This is a genomic window from Micromonospora sp. NBC_00821, assembly GCF_036347035.1.
Taxonomy (GTDB): Bacteria; Actinomycetota; Actinomycetes; order Mycobacteriales; family Micromonosporaceae; genus Micromonospora; species Micromonospora hortensis.
Genome location: NZ_CP108880.1, coordinates 3,853,435 through 3,869,674, shown reverse-complemented (window position 1 = coordinate 3,869,674; position 16,240 = coordinate 3,853,435). Strand labels below are relative to the sequence as shown.

Annotated in this window: 15 protein-coding genes; 11 read left to right on the top strand and 4 right to left on the bottom strand. The window is 74.2% G+C overall.

Annotated elements, in window-relative coordinates:
* Nucleotide 1 precedes the first annotated feature (1 nt).
* From OHB44_RS17835 to OHB44_RS17800, 8 genes are all read left to right on the top strand, one after another.
* Entirely contained in the window at nucleotides 2-1,567 is a 1,566-nt protein-coding gene (locus tag OHB44_RS17835) for an amidohydrolase (RefSeq protein WP_238685575.1), read from the top strand.
* Nucleotides 1,564-3,123 carry a lysine 5,6-aminomutase subunit alpha gene (locus OHB44_RS17830; protein ID WP_238685576.1) on the top strand — a complete coding sequence of 520 codons (1,560 nt, stop codon included), beginning with the start codon at nucleotides 1,564-1,566 and terminating at the stop codon, nucleotides 3,121-3,123. The genes OHB44_RS17835 and OHB44_RS17830 overlap by 4 nt, the downstream gene beginning before the upstream one ends.
* Nucleotides 3,120-3,869 (top strand): OAM dimerization domain-containing protein, encoded by a 750-nt coding sequence (locus OHB44_RS17825; RefSeq protein WP_308193702.1) that lies wholly within the window; start codon nucleotides 3,120-3,122, stop codon nucleotides 3,867-3,869. The genes OHB44_RS17830 and OHB44_RS17825 overlap by 4 nt, the downstream gene beginning before the upstream one ends.
* Nucleotides 3,866-4,273, top strand: a complete 408-nt coding sequence (locus OHB44_RS17820) for a hotdog domain-containing protein (protein ID WP_330437615.1) — start codon at nucleotides 3,866-3,868, stop codon at nucleotides 4,271-4,273. The genes OHB44_RS17825 and OHB44_RS17820 overlap by 4 nt, the downstream gene beginning before the upstream one ends.
* Nucleotides 4,274-4,313: 40 nt before the next feature.
* Nucleotides 4,314-5,651, top strand: a complete 1,338-nt coding sequence (locus OHB44_RS17815; protein WP_330437614.1) for a glutamate mutase L — start codon at nucleotides 4,314-4,316, stop codon at nucleotides 5,649-5,651.
* A gap of 479 nt (nucleotides 5,652-6,130) precedes the next feature.
* Complete coding sequence (gene lnt, locus OHB44_RS17810; RefSeq protein ID WP_442932613.1) at nucleotides 6,131-7,834, top strand: apolipoprotein N-acyltransferase; 1,704 nt, start codon at nucleotides 6,131-6,133, stop codon at nucleotides 7,832-7,834.
* A gap of 34 nt (nucleotides 7,835-7,868) precedes the next feature.
* Nucleotides 7,869-8,678 (top strand): polyprenol monophosphomannose synthase, encoded by an 810-nt coding sequence (locus tag OHB44_RS17805; protein WP_238685579.1) that lies wholly within the window; start codon nucleotides 7,869-7,871, stop codon nucleotides 8,676-8,678.
* Nucleotides 8,679-8,770: 92 nt separating this feature from the next.
* Nucleotides 8,771-9,301, top strand: coding sequence for an FxsA family protein (locus OHB44_RS17800; protein ID WP_238681388.1), 531 nt, complete (start codon nucleotides 8,771-8,773; stop codon nucleotides 9,299-9,301).
* A gap of 86 nt (nucleotides 9,302-9,387) precedes the next feature.
* On the opposite strand, the gene OHB44_RS17795 is transcribed toward OHB44_RS17800, so the two are convergent.
* The 3 genes from OHB44_RS17795 to OHB44_RS17785 form a co-directional block, all read right to left on the bottom strand.
* Nucleotides 9,388-9,729 carry an RNA polymerase-binding protein RbpA gene (locus OHB44_RS17795; RefSeq protein WP_091398247.1) on the bottom strand — a complete coding sequence of 114 codons (342 nt, stop codon included), beginning with the start codon at nucleotides 9,727-9,729 and terminating at the stop codon, nucleotides 9,388-9,390.
* Between the two features lie 231 nt (nucleotides 9,730-9,960).
* Nucleotides 9,961-11,115: a hypothetical protein gene (locus OHB44_RS17790; RefSeq protein ID WP_330437613.1), complete on the bottom strand. Its 1,155-nt coding sequence runs from the start codon at nucleotides 11,113-11,115 to the stop codon at nucleotides 9,961-9,963.
* Nucleotides 11,116-11,141: 26 nt separating this feature from the next.
* Entirely contained in the window at nucleotides 11,142-12,500 is a 1,359-nt protein-coding gene (locus OHB44_RS17785; RefSeq protein ID WP_330437612.1) for an MFS transporter, read from the bottom strand.
* A 57-nt stretch (nucleotides 12,501-12,557) separates the two neighbouring features.
* On the opposite strand from OHB44_RS17785, the gene OHB44_RS17780 reads away from it, so the two are divergent.
* From OHB44_RS17780 to OHB44_RS17770, 3 genes are read left to right on the top strand one after another with little or no spacing between them, the layout of a single operon-like run.
* Complete coding sequence (locus tag OHB44_RS17780; RefSeq protein ID WP_238685582.1) at nucleotides 12,558-13,205, top strand: TetR/AcrR family transcriptional regulator; 648 nt, start codon at nucleotides 12,558-12,560, stop codon at nucleotides 13,203-13,205.
* 55 nt (nucleotides 13,206-13,260) lie between these two features.
* A complete protein-coding gene (locus OHB44_RS17775) occupies nucleotides 13,261-14,601 on the top strand; it encodes a flavin-containing monooxygenase (protein ID WP_238685583.1) in 1,341 nt (446 codons plus the stop codon).
* Nucleotides 14,598-15,422, top strand: a complete 825-nt coding sequence (locus tag OHB44_RS17770; protein WP_238685584.1) for an SDR family NAD(P)-dependent oxidoreductase — start codon at nucleotides 14,598-14,600, stop codon at nucleotides 15,420-15,422. The genes OHB44_RS17775 and OHB44_RS17770 overlap by 4 nt, the downstream gene beginning before the upstream one ends.
* Nucleotides 15,423-15,430: 8 nt before the next feature.
* On the opposite strand, the gene OHB44_RS17765 is transcribed toward OHB44_RS17770, so the two are convergent.
* Nucleotides 15,431-16,081, bottom strand: a complete 651-nt coding sequence (locus tag OHB44_RS17765; RefSeq protein ID WP_266302458.1) for a LysE family translocator — start codon at nucleotides 16,079-16,081, stop codon at nucleotides 15,431-15,433.
* Between the last annotated feature and the right edge of the window lie 159 nt (nucleotides 16,082-16,240).

Genomic DNA, 16,240 nt, shown 5'->3' with positions numbered 1-16,240 from the left:
CATGACGAACCCCTCGACGTTGTATCGCGGCGGCGTGCTGCACTGCCCCGCCGACCCGAGCGCCACCGCGCTGCTGGTGTCCGGTGGGCGGATTGCCTGGTTGGGGACCGACGGTGACGCGCCGCCGGCCGACCGGGTGGTGGACCTGGGCGGGGCGTTGGTGACGCCGGCGTTCGTCGACGCGCACGTGCACGCCACCGACACCGGGTTGGCGTTGTCCGGGTTGGCGTTGTCCGGGGTGCGTTCGGCGGGGCAGCTGCTCGACGCGGTGGCGGGGTTCGCGGCGGGTCTGCCGGCGGACGCGGTGGTGCTGGGGCACGGCTGGGACGAGTCGGGTTGGTCGGATCCGACGTTGCCGGACGCCGCGGCGCTGGACCGGGCCGCCGGTGGTCGGCGGGTGTACCTGTCGCAGGCGTCGATCCACTCGGCGTTGGTGTCGTCGGCGTTGCTGGCGGCGTGTCCGCAGGCGGCGCAGGCGGCCGGGTACGACGCGTCGGGCTGGTTGCGGCGCGACGCGCACCACGTGGTGCGGGCGGCGGCGCAGGCGTCGGTGAGTCGGGCGCAGCGGGTCGCGGCGCAGCGGGTGGCCCTGGGTCACGCGGCGTCGTTGGGGATCGCGGCGGTGCACGAGTGTGGTGGCCCGGAGATCTCCGACGAGGAGGACTTCACCGGTCTGCTGGGCATCTCCGGCGCGGGGTTGCCGGAGGTGTACGGGTACTGGGGTGAGTTGGGTGGCGCGGCGCGGGCCCGGGAGTTGGGCGCGGTCGGCGCCGGTGGGGACCTGTTCGCCGACGGGGCGTTGGGCTCGCGCACGGCGCACGTGTCTCGGCCGTACGGCGACGGTGATGGCTGCGGGCACGGGTACCTGTCGGTCGAGCAGGTGCGCGATCACCTGTTGGACTGCGCGGCGCACGGCATGCAGGGCGGTTTCCACGCCATCGGTGACGCGGCGATCGGCACCGTCCTGGACGGGTTCGCGGCGGCGGCGCGGACGGTGGGGGTGGAGCGGTTGCGCGCGGCCCGGCACCGCATCGAACACGCGGAGATCATGAGTAAGGCGTTGATCGCGCGGTTCGTGGAGTACGGGGTGGTGGCGAGCATGCAGCCGGCGTTCGACCGGTTGTGGGGCGGCGCGGGCCGGATGTACGAGACGCGGTTGGGGTTGGACCGGGCGTTGGAGTCGAACCCGATGGGTGCGATGCACTCGGTGGGGGTGGCGTTGGCGTTCGGGTCGGATTCGCCGGTGACCGCGCTGGACCCGTGGGGTTCGGTGCGGGCGGCGGTGGCGCACCACAACCCGGCGCAGCGGATGGGTGTGCGCTCGGCGTTCGCGGCGCATACCCGGGGCGGGTGGCGGGCGGTGCACCTGGACGTCGAGGGGGTCCTGGCGTTGGGTGCGCCGGCGACGTTCGCGGTGTGGTCGACGCCGGCGGGGGTCGAGCGGGGTCTGCCGGTGTTGCAGGCCGAGGACCCGGAGGCGCGGGGTCCGGACGATCCGACGCCGTTGCCGGTGTGCCGGCGTCTGGTGCTGCGCGGTGAGGTCATCTACGAGGAAGGGTCATCATGACCGGAAAGCTTGATCTTGATCCGGTGCTGGTGGCGCGGGCGCGGGAGTTGGCGCGTCGGGCCGGGCAGCCGGTGGTGGACCTGGCGCGCAGCCACACCACGGTGTCGGTGGAGCGGGCGGTGCTGCGGTTGGCCGGGGTGACCGGCGCCGACCCGGATGGCATTCCGTGGGTGAACCGGCTGGTCGACGCGGTCGCCGCGGACGTGGGGTTGGGTCACGGGGTGGCGGTGCCGGTGTTCGACGCCCTGGTCCGTGAGGGCAGCACCGACGTGACGTTGCTGGCGCAGAAGGCGGCCGCCGGGTCGGTGCGGTTCGCCCTGCCCACCGGGAGGGCGGCCACGGCGGCCCGGTCGGCGGCGCGCAAGGCGGTCGGCGCGGGCATTCGGCGCATCGACCGGCGGCGCGCCGAGCGGGACCGGCTGGTGAAGCGCCACGGCGACCCGGCGCAGCGGCCGTGGATCTACCTGATCGTCGCCACCGGCGACATCTACGAGGACATTCCGCAGGCGCAGGCGGCGGCGCGCGCCGGCGCGGACGTGATCGCGGTGATCCGGTCCACCGGGCAGTCGTTGCTGGACTACGTGCCCGAGGGCGCGACCCGGGAGGGGTTCGCCGGCACGTACGCCACGCAGGAGAACTTCCGGCTGATGCGCGCGGCGTTGGACGAGTCGTCGAAGGAGGTGGGCCGTTACGTGCGGTTGACCAACTACGCGTCCGGGCTGTGCATGCCGGAGATGGCGACGCTGGCCGGGTTGGAACGCCTCGACATGATGTTGAACGACTCGATGTACGGGATTTTGTTTCGCGACATCAACCCGGTGCGCACGTTCGTCGACCAGCGGTTCTCCCGGCAGGTGCACGCCCGCGCCGGGATCATCATCAACACCGGTGAGGACAACTACCTGACCACCGCCGACGCTGTCGACGAGGCGCACACGGTGACGGTGTCGCAGTTGCTCAACGAGTTCTTCGCCCACGAGGCGGGGCTGGCGGACTGGCAGTTGGGGTTGGGGCACGCGTTCGAGATCAACCCGGAGGTGCCGGAGTCGTTCCGGTTGGAGTTGGCGCACGCGTTGCTGGCCCGGGAGTTGTTCCCCGACGCCCCGTTGAAGTGGATGCCGCCGACGAAGCACATGACCGGTGACGTGTTCCGGGGCAACCTGCTCGACGGGTTCTTCAACCTGGCCGGCGCGCTGACCGGTCAGGGCATCCTGCTGGTGGGGATGATGACCGAGGCGGTGGTGACGCCGTGGTTGTCCGACCGGGACATCGCCCTGCAGAACGTGCGTTACGTCCTCGGCGCGGCAGGTGGGCTGCACGAGGACTTCGTGCCGGCGCCGGGCGGGTTCATCCGCCGCCGCGCCAACCAGGTCCTCGGTGAGGCACTGGACCTGCTGGAGCGCATCGGGGAGCAGACGCTGCTCACGGCGATCGCCGAGGGCACCTTCGGGATCATGAAGCGGCCCGCGGACCGCGGCAAGGGCCTGTCCGGGGTCGCCGCGCACGAGGCCGACTACTGCAACCCGGCCACCGACATCCTGGAGGCCGCCGCGTGAGCAAGCAGATCGTGCGCCCGTACGGGGACACCACCGGTGACGGGATGGTGCAGGTGTCGTTCACCCTGCCGGTGACCCACGACAAGCGCGCCGAGGGCGCGGCGGTGCAGTTGGCCAACAAGATGGGCATCGACCCGGCGATGGTGGTGCACGCCAGGCCGATGGGCGACGGGTTCACGTTCTTCGTCGTCTACGGGCGGGTCAACCACCTGGTCGACCTGGGTGCCGTGCAGGTGGTGGAACGCGACTTCGCGCTGCTGTCGGCGAAGGACGTCAACACCGTGATCAAGCAGCGGTTGCGGCGCAAGCTGTCAGTGGTCGGGGCGTGCATCGGCACCGACGCGCACACGGTGGGCATCGACGCGATCCTCAACGTCAAGGGCATCGCGGGGGAGAAGGGCCTGGAGTACTACCGGGAGTTGAAGGTCACCAACATGGGCGCGCAGGTCAGCGTGCCGGAGTTGGTGGAGACCGCCCGGGCGGAGAAGGCCGACGCGGTGCTCGTGTCGCAGGTGGTCACCCAACGCGACGCGCACCTGCACAACACCCGGGAGATGTCCGCCGCGTTCCGGGAGGCGATGCCGGCGGGGCGGCGTCCGCTGCTGATCGTCGGTGGTCCCCGCTTCGACGAGTCGATGACCGACGAGTTGGGCGTGGACCGGATCTTCGGTCGCGGCACCACGCCCGGCGAGGTGGCCAGCTACCTCGTGCACGCCCTGATCACGCAACGGAAGGCGATGGCATGACCGACGCACGGCTCGGGTTGACGGTGACGCACCGGCGGTATGTGCCGTACTCGCACGCCCACTACGCCGGCAACCTCGTCGACGGGGCGTACGCGCTGGGGTTGTTCGGCGACGTCGCCACCGAGGTGTGCATCCGCACCGACGGTGACGAGGGCCTGTTCGCCGGGTACGCCGATGTGCGCTTCCACGCGCCCGTGCACGCCGGGGACGTGGTGGAGGTCACCGCGCGGGTGTCGCGGGTGGGCACCCGCAGCCGCACCCTCGAACTGGAGTGCGCGGTGGTGTGCCGGGGTCGCCCGGACCGCTCCGCGTCCGCCGCGGAGGTCCTCGACCCGCCGATCGTGGCGGTCACCGCGACCGGCACCGTGGTCGTCCCCGCCGCCAGCGTGAGTCGCGAGGAGTGAGCCGGGGTTGCGAGCCCCGCAGTCGCGAACAGGAAAACTCGTGAGCCTGGCGGTCTGCGCCGACGTCGGTTCCACGTACACGAAGGTGGCGGTCGTGGACCTGGCCGCCGGTGTCCTGGCCGGTGCGGCGTCGGCGCCCACCACTGTGGGCACCGACGTGTTGCACGGCCTGGACGCCGCGGTCGCGGCGGCCACCGCCGGGCTCGGCGCGCGCGACGTGCCGTGGTACGTGTGCTCGTCGGCCGGTGGTGGGCTGCGCCTGGCCGTGATCGGCTACGAGCCGCTGGTCACCGCGCAGGCCGGCCGGCGGGTCGGGTTGTCCGCCGGCGCGCACGTGGTGCACGTCGCGGCCGGACGGCTCGGCGCCGCCGACCTGACGGCGTTGCGGGCGGCCCGCCCGGACGTGGTGCTGCTCGTGGGCGGCACCGACGGCGGCGACGCCGACACGGTCACCCACAACGCCACCCGCCTGGCCCGGGCCCGGTGGCGCCGGCCCGTGGTGTACGCGGGCAACGCCGACGTGCGCGAGCAGGTGACCGGGCTGCTGCGTGACGCCGGGGTGCCGGTCACCGACGCCGACAACGTCCTGCCGCGCATCGGGGTGCTCGCCCCGGCGTCGGCGCGGGCGGCGATCCGCGCGGTGTTCCTGCGCCACGTCATCGGTGGTAAACGACTGTCGCGGGGTGCCCGGTTCGCGCGGCTGGTGCGGGCGGCCACCCCCGACGCGGTGCTCACCGGTGTGGAGGTGCTCGCCGACACCCTGGGCGGTGACCTGGCCGTCGTCGACGTGGGTGGGGCCACCACCGACGTGTACTCGGTGCTCACGCCCGACGAGCGGGCCACCGGGCCGGGCCGGGAGGTCGCCGGCAGCCTGTGGCGGGCCCGCACCGTGGAGGGCGATCTGGGCATGCGGTGGAGCGCCCCCGGGGTGGTGCGGGCCGCCGCGGAGGAGCGGCTGCTCACCGACGGTGAGGCCGACGACCTGGGTGCCGCCGCGGCGCGACGGGCGGCCGACCCGGCGTTCCTGGCCGTCGACGACGTCGAGCGGGCCGTGGACCGGCGCATCGCCACCCTCGCCGCGACGGTGGCGCTGCGCCGGCACGCCCGGGGCGCCGCCACCGGTGAGCGGGCCGGGAGGGACCTGCGCGACGTACGGATGCTGGTGGGCTCCGGTGGGGTGCTGCGACACTCGCCGCCGGACGTGTCCGGGCAGGTGCTGACGGCGGTCCTGGCCGACCACGCCGGCGGGTGGGCGCTGCCGCGCGCCGCCGCGGCGGTGGTCGACGCCGACTACGTGTTGGCCGCCGGAGGGCTGCTCGCCGAGGAGCACCGGGGGGCGGCGCAGGCGCTGCTGCGTCAGCATCTGCGGACGCATTGAGACTCGCCGACCCGACACGCCGTGTCGCAACACACGACAGGCCGGCTGCGGGTTGACAACCGACGGGGGTCGGCACGTACCGTCTTTGAGTCCTACCACGGGAAGCGGCTGTTGTTCGCTTCGTCCCTTCGTCCGCTGGCCGAGCGACATTTTTGAGCGTCATCGTCGCGGCGGCCAGGTCCAGCGGGCGGGGGTCGGCGGGGCGGCGCGAACCGGCCGCGGTTACCGGTGTACGGGCAGGGTGAGGTGCACGGCCAGTAGACAACGGCCCGGCGGGGGCAGCCAGTCCACGTCCGGTCGGTCCGAAGGTCGTCGTGCCCCATCCTCGCCACACCGGCCGGGAAGGGCCTGGGAGCATCGGGGCGCGGCGCGAGCCGCGCCCCGATTTCATGTCCACCGGGCGGTTCGTGCCCGACGGCCCGACCGGTCCGGTGCACCCGCCAGCCAGGTAACCTTCGCCCCGTGATCGAGGTGAAGCGGTGACGACCCTGGACCGGGATGAGACGCACACCCCGGCGGCGCTGCCCCGGCCGGTCGTTCCCGGTCGGCCGCTGCCGCTGCGGGTCGCCGTGCCCCTGGCCGTGGCCGCCGGGCTGGCCCTGCTGGTGGCGTTCCCCCCGTACGGGGTGTGGCCGCTCGCGCCCGTCGGGGTGGCGTTGCTGGCCGCCGCCGCGCATCGGCGGCGGTTACGCGCCGGCGCCGGCCTGGGCTTCCTGACCGGGGTGGCGTTCTTCGCCCCGCTGCTGGCCTGGACGAACCTGCACACCGGCTACCTGCCGTGGGTGCTGCTGTCGCTGCTGCAGGCCGGCTACCTGGCGTTGCTGGGGGTGGCCACCGCCTGGGTGTCGCCGCTGGTCGACCGCGTCCGCTGGGCGTGGCCGGCGCTGACCGGGCTGCTGTGGGTCGGGCAGGAGGCGCTGCGCGACCGCACCCCGTTCGGCGGGTTCCCGTGGGGGCGGTTGGCGTTCAGCCAGGACGGCTCACCGCTGCTGCGCCTGGCCGCGCTCGGCGGCGCCCCGCTGGTCACCTTCGTCGTGGCCCTCATCGGCGGGTTGCTGGTCACCGCCGCCTGGCGGGGCTGGGTCACCGCCCGACGCCGGGCAGCTGAGCCCACCACCGCGCCGGGCGACGCCACGCCGGGCGCTGACGGCCCGCTGGACGGCCCGGCACGCCCCGGGGGTGCGTCGGCGCGGCCGTGGACGCCGGTGGTCGTACCGGCCGTCGTGGCCGTCGCGCTGACCGCCGGGGGCCTGCTGGTGCCGGTGGCCACCGCCGGGTCCGGCGACACCGTCACCGTGGCGATCGTGCAGGGCAACGTGCCCCGGCTGGGCCTGGACTTCAACGCCCAACGGCAGGCGGTGCTCAACAACCACGTCGACGCCACCATCGAACTGGCCGAGCGGGTCGCCGCCGGGCAGCAGCGGCGACCCGACCTGGTGGTGTGGCCGGAGAACTCCAGCGACATCGACCCGCTGCGCAACCCCACCGCCGGTGCGCGGATCTCCCAGGCCGCCGACACCATCGGCGCGCCGATCCTGGTCGGCGCGGTCCTGCTGGGTCCCGACGCCGGGCAGGTCCGCAACGCGGGCATCCTGTGGCGCCCCGGCACCGGCGCGGACCTTGGGCAGCTGTACACCAAACGCCACCCGGTGCCGTTCGCCGAGTACGTGCCGCTGCGCGACGTGGCCCGGATGGTCAGCAAGAAGGTCGACCTGATCCGCAACGACTTCGTACCCGGAAGCACCCCGGGCGTGGTACGCGCCGGCCCCACCGTGCTCGGTGACGTGATCTGCTTCGAGGTCGCCTACGACGAGGTGGTCCGCGACACCGTCACCGGCGGGGCGCAACTGCTGGTGGTGCAGACCAACAACGCCACCTTCGACGTGGCGGAGGCCCGCCAGCAGATGGCCATGGTGCGGCTGCGGGCGGTGGAGCACGGACGGCCGGCGTTGATGGCCTCCACGGTCGGGGTGTCCGGGTTCGTCGCACCCGACGGGCGGGTAAGCGATGCCACCGGGTTCAACACCCGGGAGGTCGTGGTGCGGCAGTTGCGGCTCGACGACGGACGCACCCTCGCCACCCGCCTCGGCTGGTGGCCCGAGGTGGCGCTCGCCGCGCTGGCCGCGGCGGCCCTGGTCGGCGCGGCGGTGCTGCGCCGGCGGCAGCGGGTCAGGCCCGGATAGCAACAGCCGGTACGCCGGCGGGAGCGGAGGAACCGTGATCCAGGCGACCGATACGATCCGACGCGCGGACGAGGTGCCCGGGGTGGGCCGGGTGCTGGTGGTGATCCCCACCTACAACGAGGCCGACAACATCGCCGTGATCGTGGGCCGGGTCCGGCGGGCCGCCCCGGCGGTGCGGATCCTCATCGCCGACGACAACAGCCCCGACGGCACCGGCGCGATCGCCGACGCCCTCGCCGACGGCGACGCGCACGTGCAGGTGATGCACCGCCAGGGCAAGCAGGGCCTGGGTGCGGCGTACCTGGCCGGGTTCGGGTGGGCGCGCGAGCGTGGCTACCAGGCGGTCGTGGAGATGGACGCGGACGGCTCGCACGCCCCGGAGGACCTGCCGGCGCTGCTGGACGCCGCCCGCGACGCCGACGTGGTCATCGGGTCCCGGTGGACCAGGGGCGCGCGGGTGCTCAACTGGCCGCTGCGGCGGCTGTTGCTGTCGCGTGGCGGCAACCTGTACGCGCGACTGGCGTTGGGCATGCCCGTCTCGGACGCCACCGGCGGTTACCGGGTGTACCGGATCAGCGCGTTGGACGCCATCGACCTGGAGTCGGTGACCTCGCAGGGCTACTCGTTCCAGGTGGAGCTGTCGCGGCTGGCGCACCGGGCCGGGGTGCGGATCGTGGAGGTGCCGATCACCTTCGCCGAGCGGGAACGCGGCGACAGCAAGATGAGCCCGAAGATCGTGGCCGAGGCGCTGTGGCGGATCACCGCCTGGGGGGTGCGCGACCGGCGCCAGGCGGTGCGCCGGGGCCTGCACGGCACCGCCACCGGCCAGGCACGGTGGCCGTGAGCGGGTCAGGCACGGTGGCCGTGGGCGCGGCCGTGTCATGCTGGATGAGCGGAACACGTCCGTGGTGTCCGCAGGAATGGCGATGAGGTGAGATGCGCCGAGGACTGAGGTTCGTACCGTTGGCCCTGTTGCTGGCGGTGGTGCTGGAGCTGGCGGTGTTCGTCGGCGTGGGGCGGGCGCTGGGGTTCGGCGCGGCGGTGTTGCTGGTGTTCGCCGCGTCCCTGCTGGGGTTGGTGCTGCTGCGCCGCGAGGGGATGCGCGCCTGGCGTGGGTTCCGCGCCGCCGCGGCGGCCGGGCAGCCACCGGGTGGGCAGGTGACCGATGGGCTCGTCGGGTTGGCCGGCGCGCTGTTGCTGGCGGTGCCCGGCCTGGTCAGCGGGTTGGTCGGGTTGCTGCTGCTGGTGCCGCCGGTGCGTCGACTGGCCCGCGCCGGGGTGCGCCGCGCCACCGAGCGGCGGGTGTCGTCGATGGTCGCCGGTGACCTGTTCGGGCCCCGCACGGTGCGGGTGCGCCAAGGTGCGCCGCAACCCACCCCGCAGCCGACTCCCCAGCCGGAACAGCCGGTGGTGGTCGACGGCGGTCGCGCCATCGAGGGCGAGATCGTCGAACCCGGCCGGCACTGAGACCAGGCCAGCTACCCCGCTGAAGACAGACACGACGGCGCCCCCGGGGTCTTCCCCGGGGGCGCCGTCGTCGTGCGTCGTGCGGCTCAGGCGCGGCCGCGGCGGGTCCGAACCTCCTGCAGGCGCTCCTCCAGGATGTCCTCCAGCTCGGCGATGGAACGCCGCTCCAGAAGCATGTCCCAGTGGGTACGCGGCGGCTTGGCCTTCTTCTGCTCCGGCTCGTTGCCGTCGACGAGTCGGGCGACGCTGCCGTCGAACTTGCATTCCCAGGTCGTCGGGACCTCGGCGTCGACGGCGAACGGCACCTCGAACTGGTGGCCCTTGGCGCAGAGGTACTCGCGGGTCTGACGCGGCGCGAGCTCCGTGTTGCGGTCGGATTCGTAGCTCACCGCGCCAAGGCGGCTTCCGCGCAGCATACGCTCGCCCATGATCGACTTCCCCTCGTTCGTGGTGCTGGTCTTCTGGGTGTAACGGTGCGTCCCCGTCGAGCCATTCCCGCCCGAGGGCGTGAGGCGTCCACGGGTGGGCCGGGACCAAGGGTAACCGGCCGGGACGCTCACCCGGTGAGGTGATCCCCAGGCGGGTCGGGACAACGGTGTGTGTCCGCTGCCACCGGGGAGGTTAACCGCCCGAGCCTACCGAAGGTTGCGCCACGATCATCAGGTGGCGTCGCCGGGAGTGGCGGCGCCGAGGCGGGCCAGCGCCAACGCCAGGTCACTGACCTGGTCACCGAGCTGCGCCACCCGCCGCTGGGCCAGGTCCCGGTCGGTCTCGGCGGCGTCGAGTCGTACCGTCAGGGCGGTGCGGTGACCCTCGGCGGTCGCCGCGGCCTGCCGGGCCACGCTCAGCTCGGCGGTGAGCGTGTCGCGCTGGGCGGCCAGGGCCGCTACCTCCGCGCGCAGCCGCGCGGCCAACTCGGCGGCCTCCTGCCGGGCGCCGTCGGCCTGCCGGGCGGCGACCTCGGCGCGGTCGCGGGCCCGGTCGGCCTGCTCGCGCGCCCGGGCGGCGTCGGCGGCCTCGGCGCGGGTCCGCGCCGCGTCAGCGCGGGACTGCTCGATCTGGCGGCGGACGTCGTGCACCTCGGCCTGCCACCGACCGGCCCGCTCGGTCGCCTCGGCGGCGGCCCGGCCGGCCCGTTCGGCCTCGGCGCGTAGCGCGTCGCGTTCCACGCCCAGGTCGGCCACCCGCTGCCGTTGCGCGTCGCGCTCGGTGCGCAGGTCCCGCGCCTCGACGCGGGCCTGGTCGCGGTCGCGCTCGGCCTGGGCGCGCAGTGCCTCGGCGGCGCTGGCATCGTGGCGCGCCTGGTCGCGGGCGGCCTCGGCGTGCCGCGCCCGCTCGTCGGCGGCGGTGGCCTGCCGCTGCGCCAGCTCGGCGCGCTGGCGGGCGTCGTCGGCCTCGGCGCGGGCCTCGCGGGCCTGCTCGCGGGCGCGCGCCGCGTCGGCCGCCACGGTCTCGGCGTCGTCGCGGGCCTCGTCGCGTTCGGTCTGCGCCGCGGCGATCTCGGTGGCGGCCTCCGCGCGGACCTGCGCGAGCTGCCGCTGCACACCCACCGGGGACAACTCGGCGTGCAGCGACTCGGTCAACGTCTCGACGATCTGGTCGAGTCGGTCCACCGCCTCCCAGGTGCGGGCGACCTGCCCGGGCAGACCGGGGGCGTTGCGGTGGCGCATCCGGCTGTTGCGGGAGGCGCGCTGGCAGGCGCCGTCGTTGTCGCGGCAGTAGCGAAACGGTCGGCCCGCGCCGACACGCTGCGGCACCGGCGCTCCACAGTGGGCGCACGGGCGGGTCTCGGTGGTGCTGGGCTGGGCGTCCATCGAGGGCGAAGTCTAGTGCCGCCCGATCAGCTCGCCGCCCGGGCTGTGGCGTCCAGGGTGTAGCGGCGTTGCAGCAGCAGCGCCGCGAGCATCGTCACCGCCGGCAGCAACCCGAAGCCGTAGCGGACCGCAGCGAGCGCGGCGTCCGGCTGCACCGGCGACTCACCGGCCGTGGACGCCACGAAACCACCCACTGTCAGGCACAGCGCGTACGCGTACGGGCCCAGGGCCGCGCCGGTGGCCTCGGTGGCCGTCCACACCCCGGTGTAGGTGCCGGCCCCGGTGCTGCCGGCGTTGCTGGCGGCGCGAATCACGTCGGGCAGCATCGAGAACGGCAGCAGCTGCATGCCGGCGAACGCCACCCCGAGCACCGCCACCGCGGCGACCAGCACCGGCAGGCCGGCCGGTCGGCCCACCGCCAGCACCACCGAGCCGATCGCGAACGCGCCCTGCGCGCCGAGCAGCGCCCGCTGTTTGCCGACGCGTCGGGCCACCACCAGCCAGGCCGGGGTGACCAGCAGCGCCGGCGCCACGAACGCGGCCACCAGCACCGTGGTCAGGCCGGGGGCGCGCAGCTCGTACTCGGCGTAGTAGGGCACCCCGGCGAGCACCAGGTGGGTGGTGGTGGACATCGCCAGGTACGCGGCGACCAGCCACCGGAACTGCCTGTCGCGCAGCGCCGTGCGCAACGCCCGCCACCCACCGTGCCCGGACGCGGCGCTGGCCGGCGCGGACCCGCGCAGCCGGGCGATGCCGGCGACACCGACCAGCATGGCCACCAGCATCCCCACGGCCAGGACCACGCCCATCCGCTGGTAGCCGTCCCGCGTCGCCGCGTCGCCGCCGGTGAGCAGCGGGGCCAGCAGCCCGGAGACCAGGATGCCCAGGGTGAGCACCACCATCCGGAACGCCATCAGCCGGGTGCGTTCGTGATAGCCGATGCGCAGGTCGGCCGGGGTGGACAGGTAGGGGACCTGGTAGGCGGCGAAGAGCAGGTTGCCGGCGATGAAGAACACCGCCACCCACGCCGCCGCCGACGCGCCGGTCAGGCCGCCGGGCACCGCGAAGAGCGCGGCGAACGCGACAGGCAGGGCGCAGCCGAGCAGCAACAGGCGACGACGGTCGCCGCGTCGGGTCTGCTCGACGTCGGCGCGGTGCCCCACCCAGGGGTGCAGCAGCACGTCGGCGATCTTCGGCAGCAGCAGCGCCAGGCCGGCCAGCCACGGTCCGACGGCCAGCACGTCGGTGAGGAAGTAGAGCAGCAGCAGGCCGGGCACCGTCACCCAGACACCCATGCCGAGCGAGCCGGCCGCGAAGCCCGCCAGGGGGCCGCGCGGCAGCGTCGCGTCGGTGGCGGCCGCGGGCCGCCGGTCCAGCCCGGTCATCGCCGCATCCTCTCCGCAATCCAACGGTTGCTGGATTCTAGGGGCAGAATGGCGGTCATGACCATGCCCCGCCGCCGCCCGGGTCGGCCCCGCCGTGACGAGACCCGGCCGACCCGCGAGGTGGTGCTCACCGCGGCGACCGCGCTCTTCGCCGAGCGGGGCTTCGACGCCGTCGGGCTGCGGGAGGTCGCCGCCGCCGCCGGGGTCGACGTCGCCACTGTCGCGCACCACACGGGTACGAAGGCGGCGCTCTACGACGCGTGCTTCGCCCGGGTGTTCGCCGCCGAGCGGGACGTGCTGACCGAGGCCGCCGAGCAGGCCCGCGCCGCTCTCGACGCGGGTCCGGACGCGGCGCGGCGGGCCCTGCACGAGCTGGTCGACGTCTTCGTCGACTTCCTGGAGGACCGCCCCGAGACCACAGCGCTGTGGCTGCGCCGCTGGTTGGAACCGCAGCGGCACGCCGAACTCGACCAGCGCTACGCCGACCCGTTGTACCGGCTGGTCGCGGAGCTGCTCACCGCCGCCGCGGCGACCGGCGCGCTGGCCGAGCCGACCCCGCACATCACCGTGCGCAGTCTGGTGTGGGCGACGCACGGGCACGTGGTGGCGCTGGCCGCGGGCGCGCCCGGGGCTCGGGAACGGCGCGAGTTCCGGGCGTTCGTGCATCGCCTGCTCGACGGGCTGTACGGACCGCCGACCCCTTGACGGGCCGCCGCCACGCGACGATTATCCATCGGACGTTGGATTAATGGGGGCGGCAATGGGCGTACCACAGCGGGTGGCGGTGATCGGGGCCGGCGCCGCCGGCCTCGCCGCGGTCAAGGCACTACGCGACGCCGACGTGCCAACTGTGGGCTTCGAGGCCGCCGAGCAGGTCGGTGGCCTCTGGGTGTACGGGGCACCCGACTCACCCGCGTACCGCACGCTGCACCTCAACACCAGCCGTGGTCGTACCCAGTTCGCCGACCACCCGATGCCGACCGACTGGCCCGACTACCCCGACCACCGTCGTGTCGCCGGTTACCTCGCCGACTACGCCACCCGCTTCGGGCTGGCCGACACCATCCGGCTGCGTCACACCGTCGAGCGGGTCACCCAGCACCCCGACGGCACCTGGACGGTCACCGCCAGCGGTCCGAGCGGCCCGGTCGAGGTCACCGTCGACGCCGTGGTCGTCGCCAACGGGCACAACCGGGTGCCCCGGCTGCCCGACCCCGGCTACCCCGGCACCAGCACCGCCGAGCAGATCCACAGCCACGACTACCGGGGCCCGGAGCAGTTGGTCGGCAGGCGGGTCCTGGTCGTCGGCGGCGGCAACTCCGCGATGGACATCGCCGTCGACGCGTCGTACGCCGCCACCCGGACCCTGCTGTCGCTGCGCCGGGGCGTCTGGGTGGTGCCGAAGTACCTGCTGGGGCGCCCTTCGGACACTCTCAACGGGGCGTTGGCCCGCCGGCTGCCGTGGCGTCTGCGCCAACGCATCAGCCAGACGATGCTGAGCACCACAGTCGGCAACCCCGCCCGCTACGGGCTGCCCGCGCCGACGCACGGCTTCCTCCAGGACCACCCGACGCTCTCCGACGGGTTGCTGTCGCGGCTGACCCACGGTGACGTCGAGGCCCGACCCGGCGTCGCCGCCCTCGACGGCGACCGGGTGGAGTTCACCGACGGCCGCAGCGACAGCGTCGATCTGATCATCTGGTGCACCGGCTACCGGGTGGACGTCCCGTTCCTCGACCCGGCGCTGCTCGCCGGAGGCGCCGACACCCTTCCGTTGTACCGGCACGTGTTCCACCCCGACGCCCCCGGGCTGAGCTTCGTCGGGTTGATGCAGTCCACCGGCTCCGCGTTCCCCCTGGTCGAGGCGCAGGCCAAGCTGATCGCGGCGCACCTCGCCGGCCGGTACGCGCTGCCGGACCCGGAGCGACAGCGCGCCGCGTGCCGGGCCGAACTGCGGGCCGCGACCGCCCGCTGGGGTCAGCGCCGCCCGGCGATGCGGGTGGACTTCGACGTCTACCTGGCCGAGCTGGCCAGGGAGTTGACCGCCGGGACCCGCCGCGCCCGCTCCGGCGCGACGCCCCCGGTGGGGGCACCCCGGTGAGGGACCGAACACTTGCCGGTCGGCGGGTGCTGGTCACCGGGGCGAGCGGGACCTTCGGCCGCCACCTCGGCGCCGCCCTGAGCGCGGCCGGCGCCCGGGTGGTGGGGCTCGACCTGCACGCCCGTCCCGACGACGACGTTCCGGTGCTGGGCTGCGACCTGACCGACCCGGACGCCGTGCCGGCGGCGGTGCGGGCCGCCGTCGACCGACTCGGCGGGCTCGACCTGCTGATCAACAACGCCGGGGTCGGTGGTCCCGCTCCGGCCGAGTTGCCGCCCGACGAGGTGGTCCGCCGGCAACTGGAGGTCAACCTGCTCGCCGCCTGGCGCACCACCGCCGCCGCGCTGCCCCCGCTGGTCACCGCACGCGGGCGGGTGATCTTCGTGTCCAGCCGGATGGCGGTGCTGCCGCTGCCGCTCGCGGCCGCGTACGGGGTGAGCAAACGGGCCCTGGTCGCCTACGCCGACGCGCTGCGCCACGAGGTGGGCAGCCACGTCGGGGTCAGCGTCGTCTACCCGAGCATGGTCGCCTCCCCGATCCACGACAGCACCGCCGAGGCCGGCCTGTCCCTGCGAGGAGTGTCGCGCCCCGAACCCGTCGAAGGGGTGGTCGCGGCGATCCTGCGGACCGCCACCGCCCGACGGGCACCCCGGGACGTGGCGACCACCGCACGCGGCCGGCTGGAGATGGCCGTCGGCCGGCACGCTCCCGCGCTGGCCGACCGACTGGTCCGCCGCACCCTCGCCGCCCGGCTCGCCGCCGGTGACCTGGACGCCGCGCCACTGGCCGCCGGGATGCTCGGCCGCCAACGGGGGCACTGAGCACCGGGTCAGGGCGTGGCGACGGCCGCGCGCGACCGGTCGGCGGCGATCCGCACGGCCAGCGCCGCGAGCGCCGTGCCGGTCACCCACCGCTGCACCCGCAACCACACCGGCCGGCGGGCGAAGAACCCGGCCAGCGAGCCGGCGCTGAGCACGATCAGCGCGTTCACGCTCAGCGCCACGACGATCTGGGTCAGACCGAGCAGCAGGCTCTGCGTGGCCAGATGCCCCCGCGTCGGGTCGATGAACTGCGGTAGCAACGACACGTAGAGGATCGCGATCTTCGGGTTCAGCAGGTTGGTGACCAGGCCCATGGTGAACAGCCGCCGGGGCGGGTCCGGCGGCAGCGGCGCGGGCGTGAACGGCGAGTGCCCACCCGGACGCAGTGTCCGCCAGGCCAGCCAGAGCAGGTAGCCGGCGCCGGCCAGCTTCACCACCGCGTACAGCGTCGGCACCAGGACGAAGACGGTGGCCAGGCCGGCGACCGCCGCCGCCAGGTAGACGCCGAAGCCGGCGGCCACCCCGAGCAGCGAGACCAGACCGGCTCGGCGGCCCTGCGCCACCGAGCGGGACACCAGGTAGACCATGTTCGGGCCGGGCGTGAGCACCAGCCCCAACGCCACCAACGCGATACCCAGCAGTGCACCAGTACTCACCACGACGCTTCCCCCGTTCGGTAGTCCCCACACCGACCGTAATCGGGATGAACATCCCACCCCAGGGCCACCTGACAGGCCGTGGCCTGCGATCCGTGGTGATCTACTCACGTTCGGCGCAACGGCGCCACAGTCGGCGGGAATGCGCGCCGTCGCGGACGT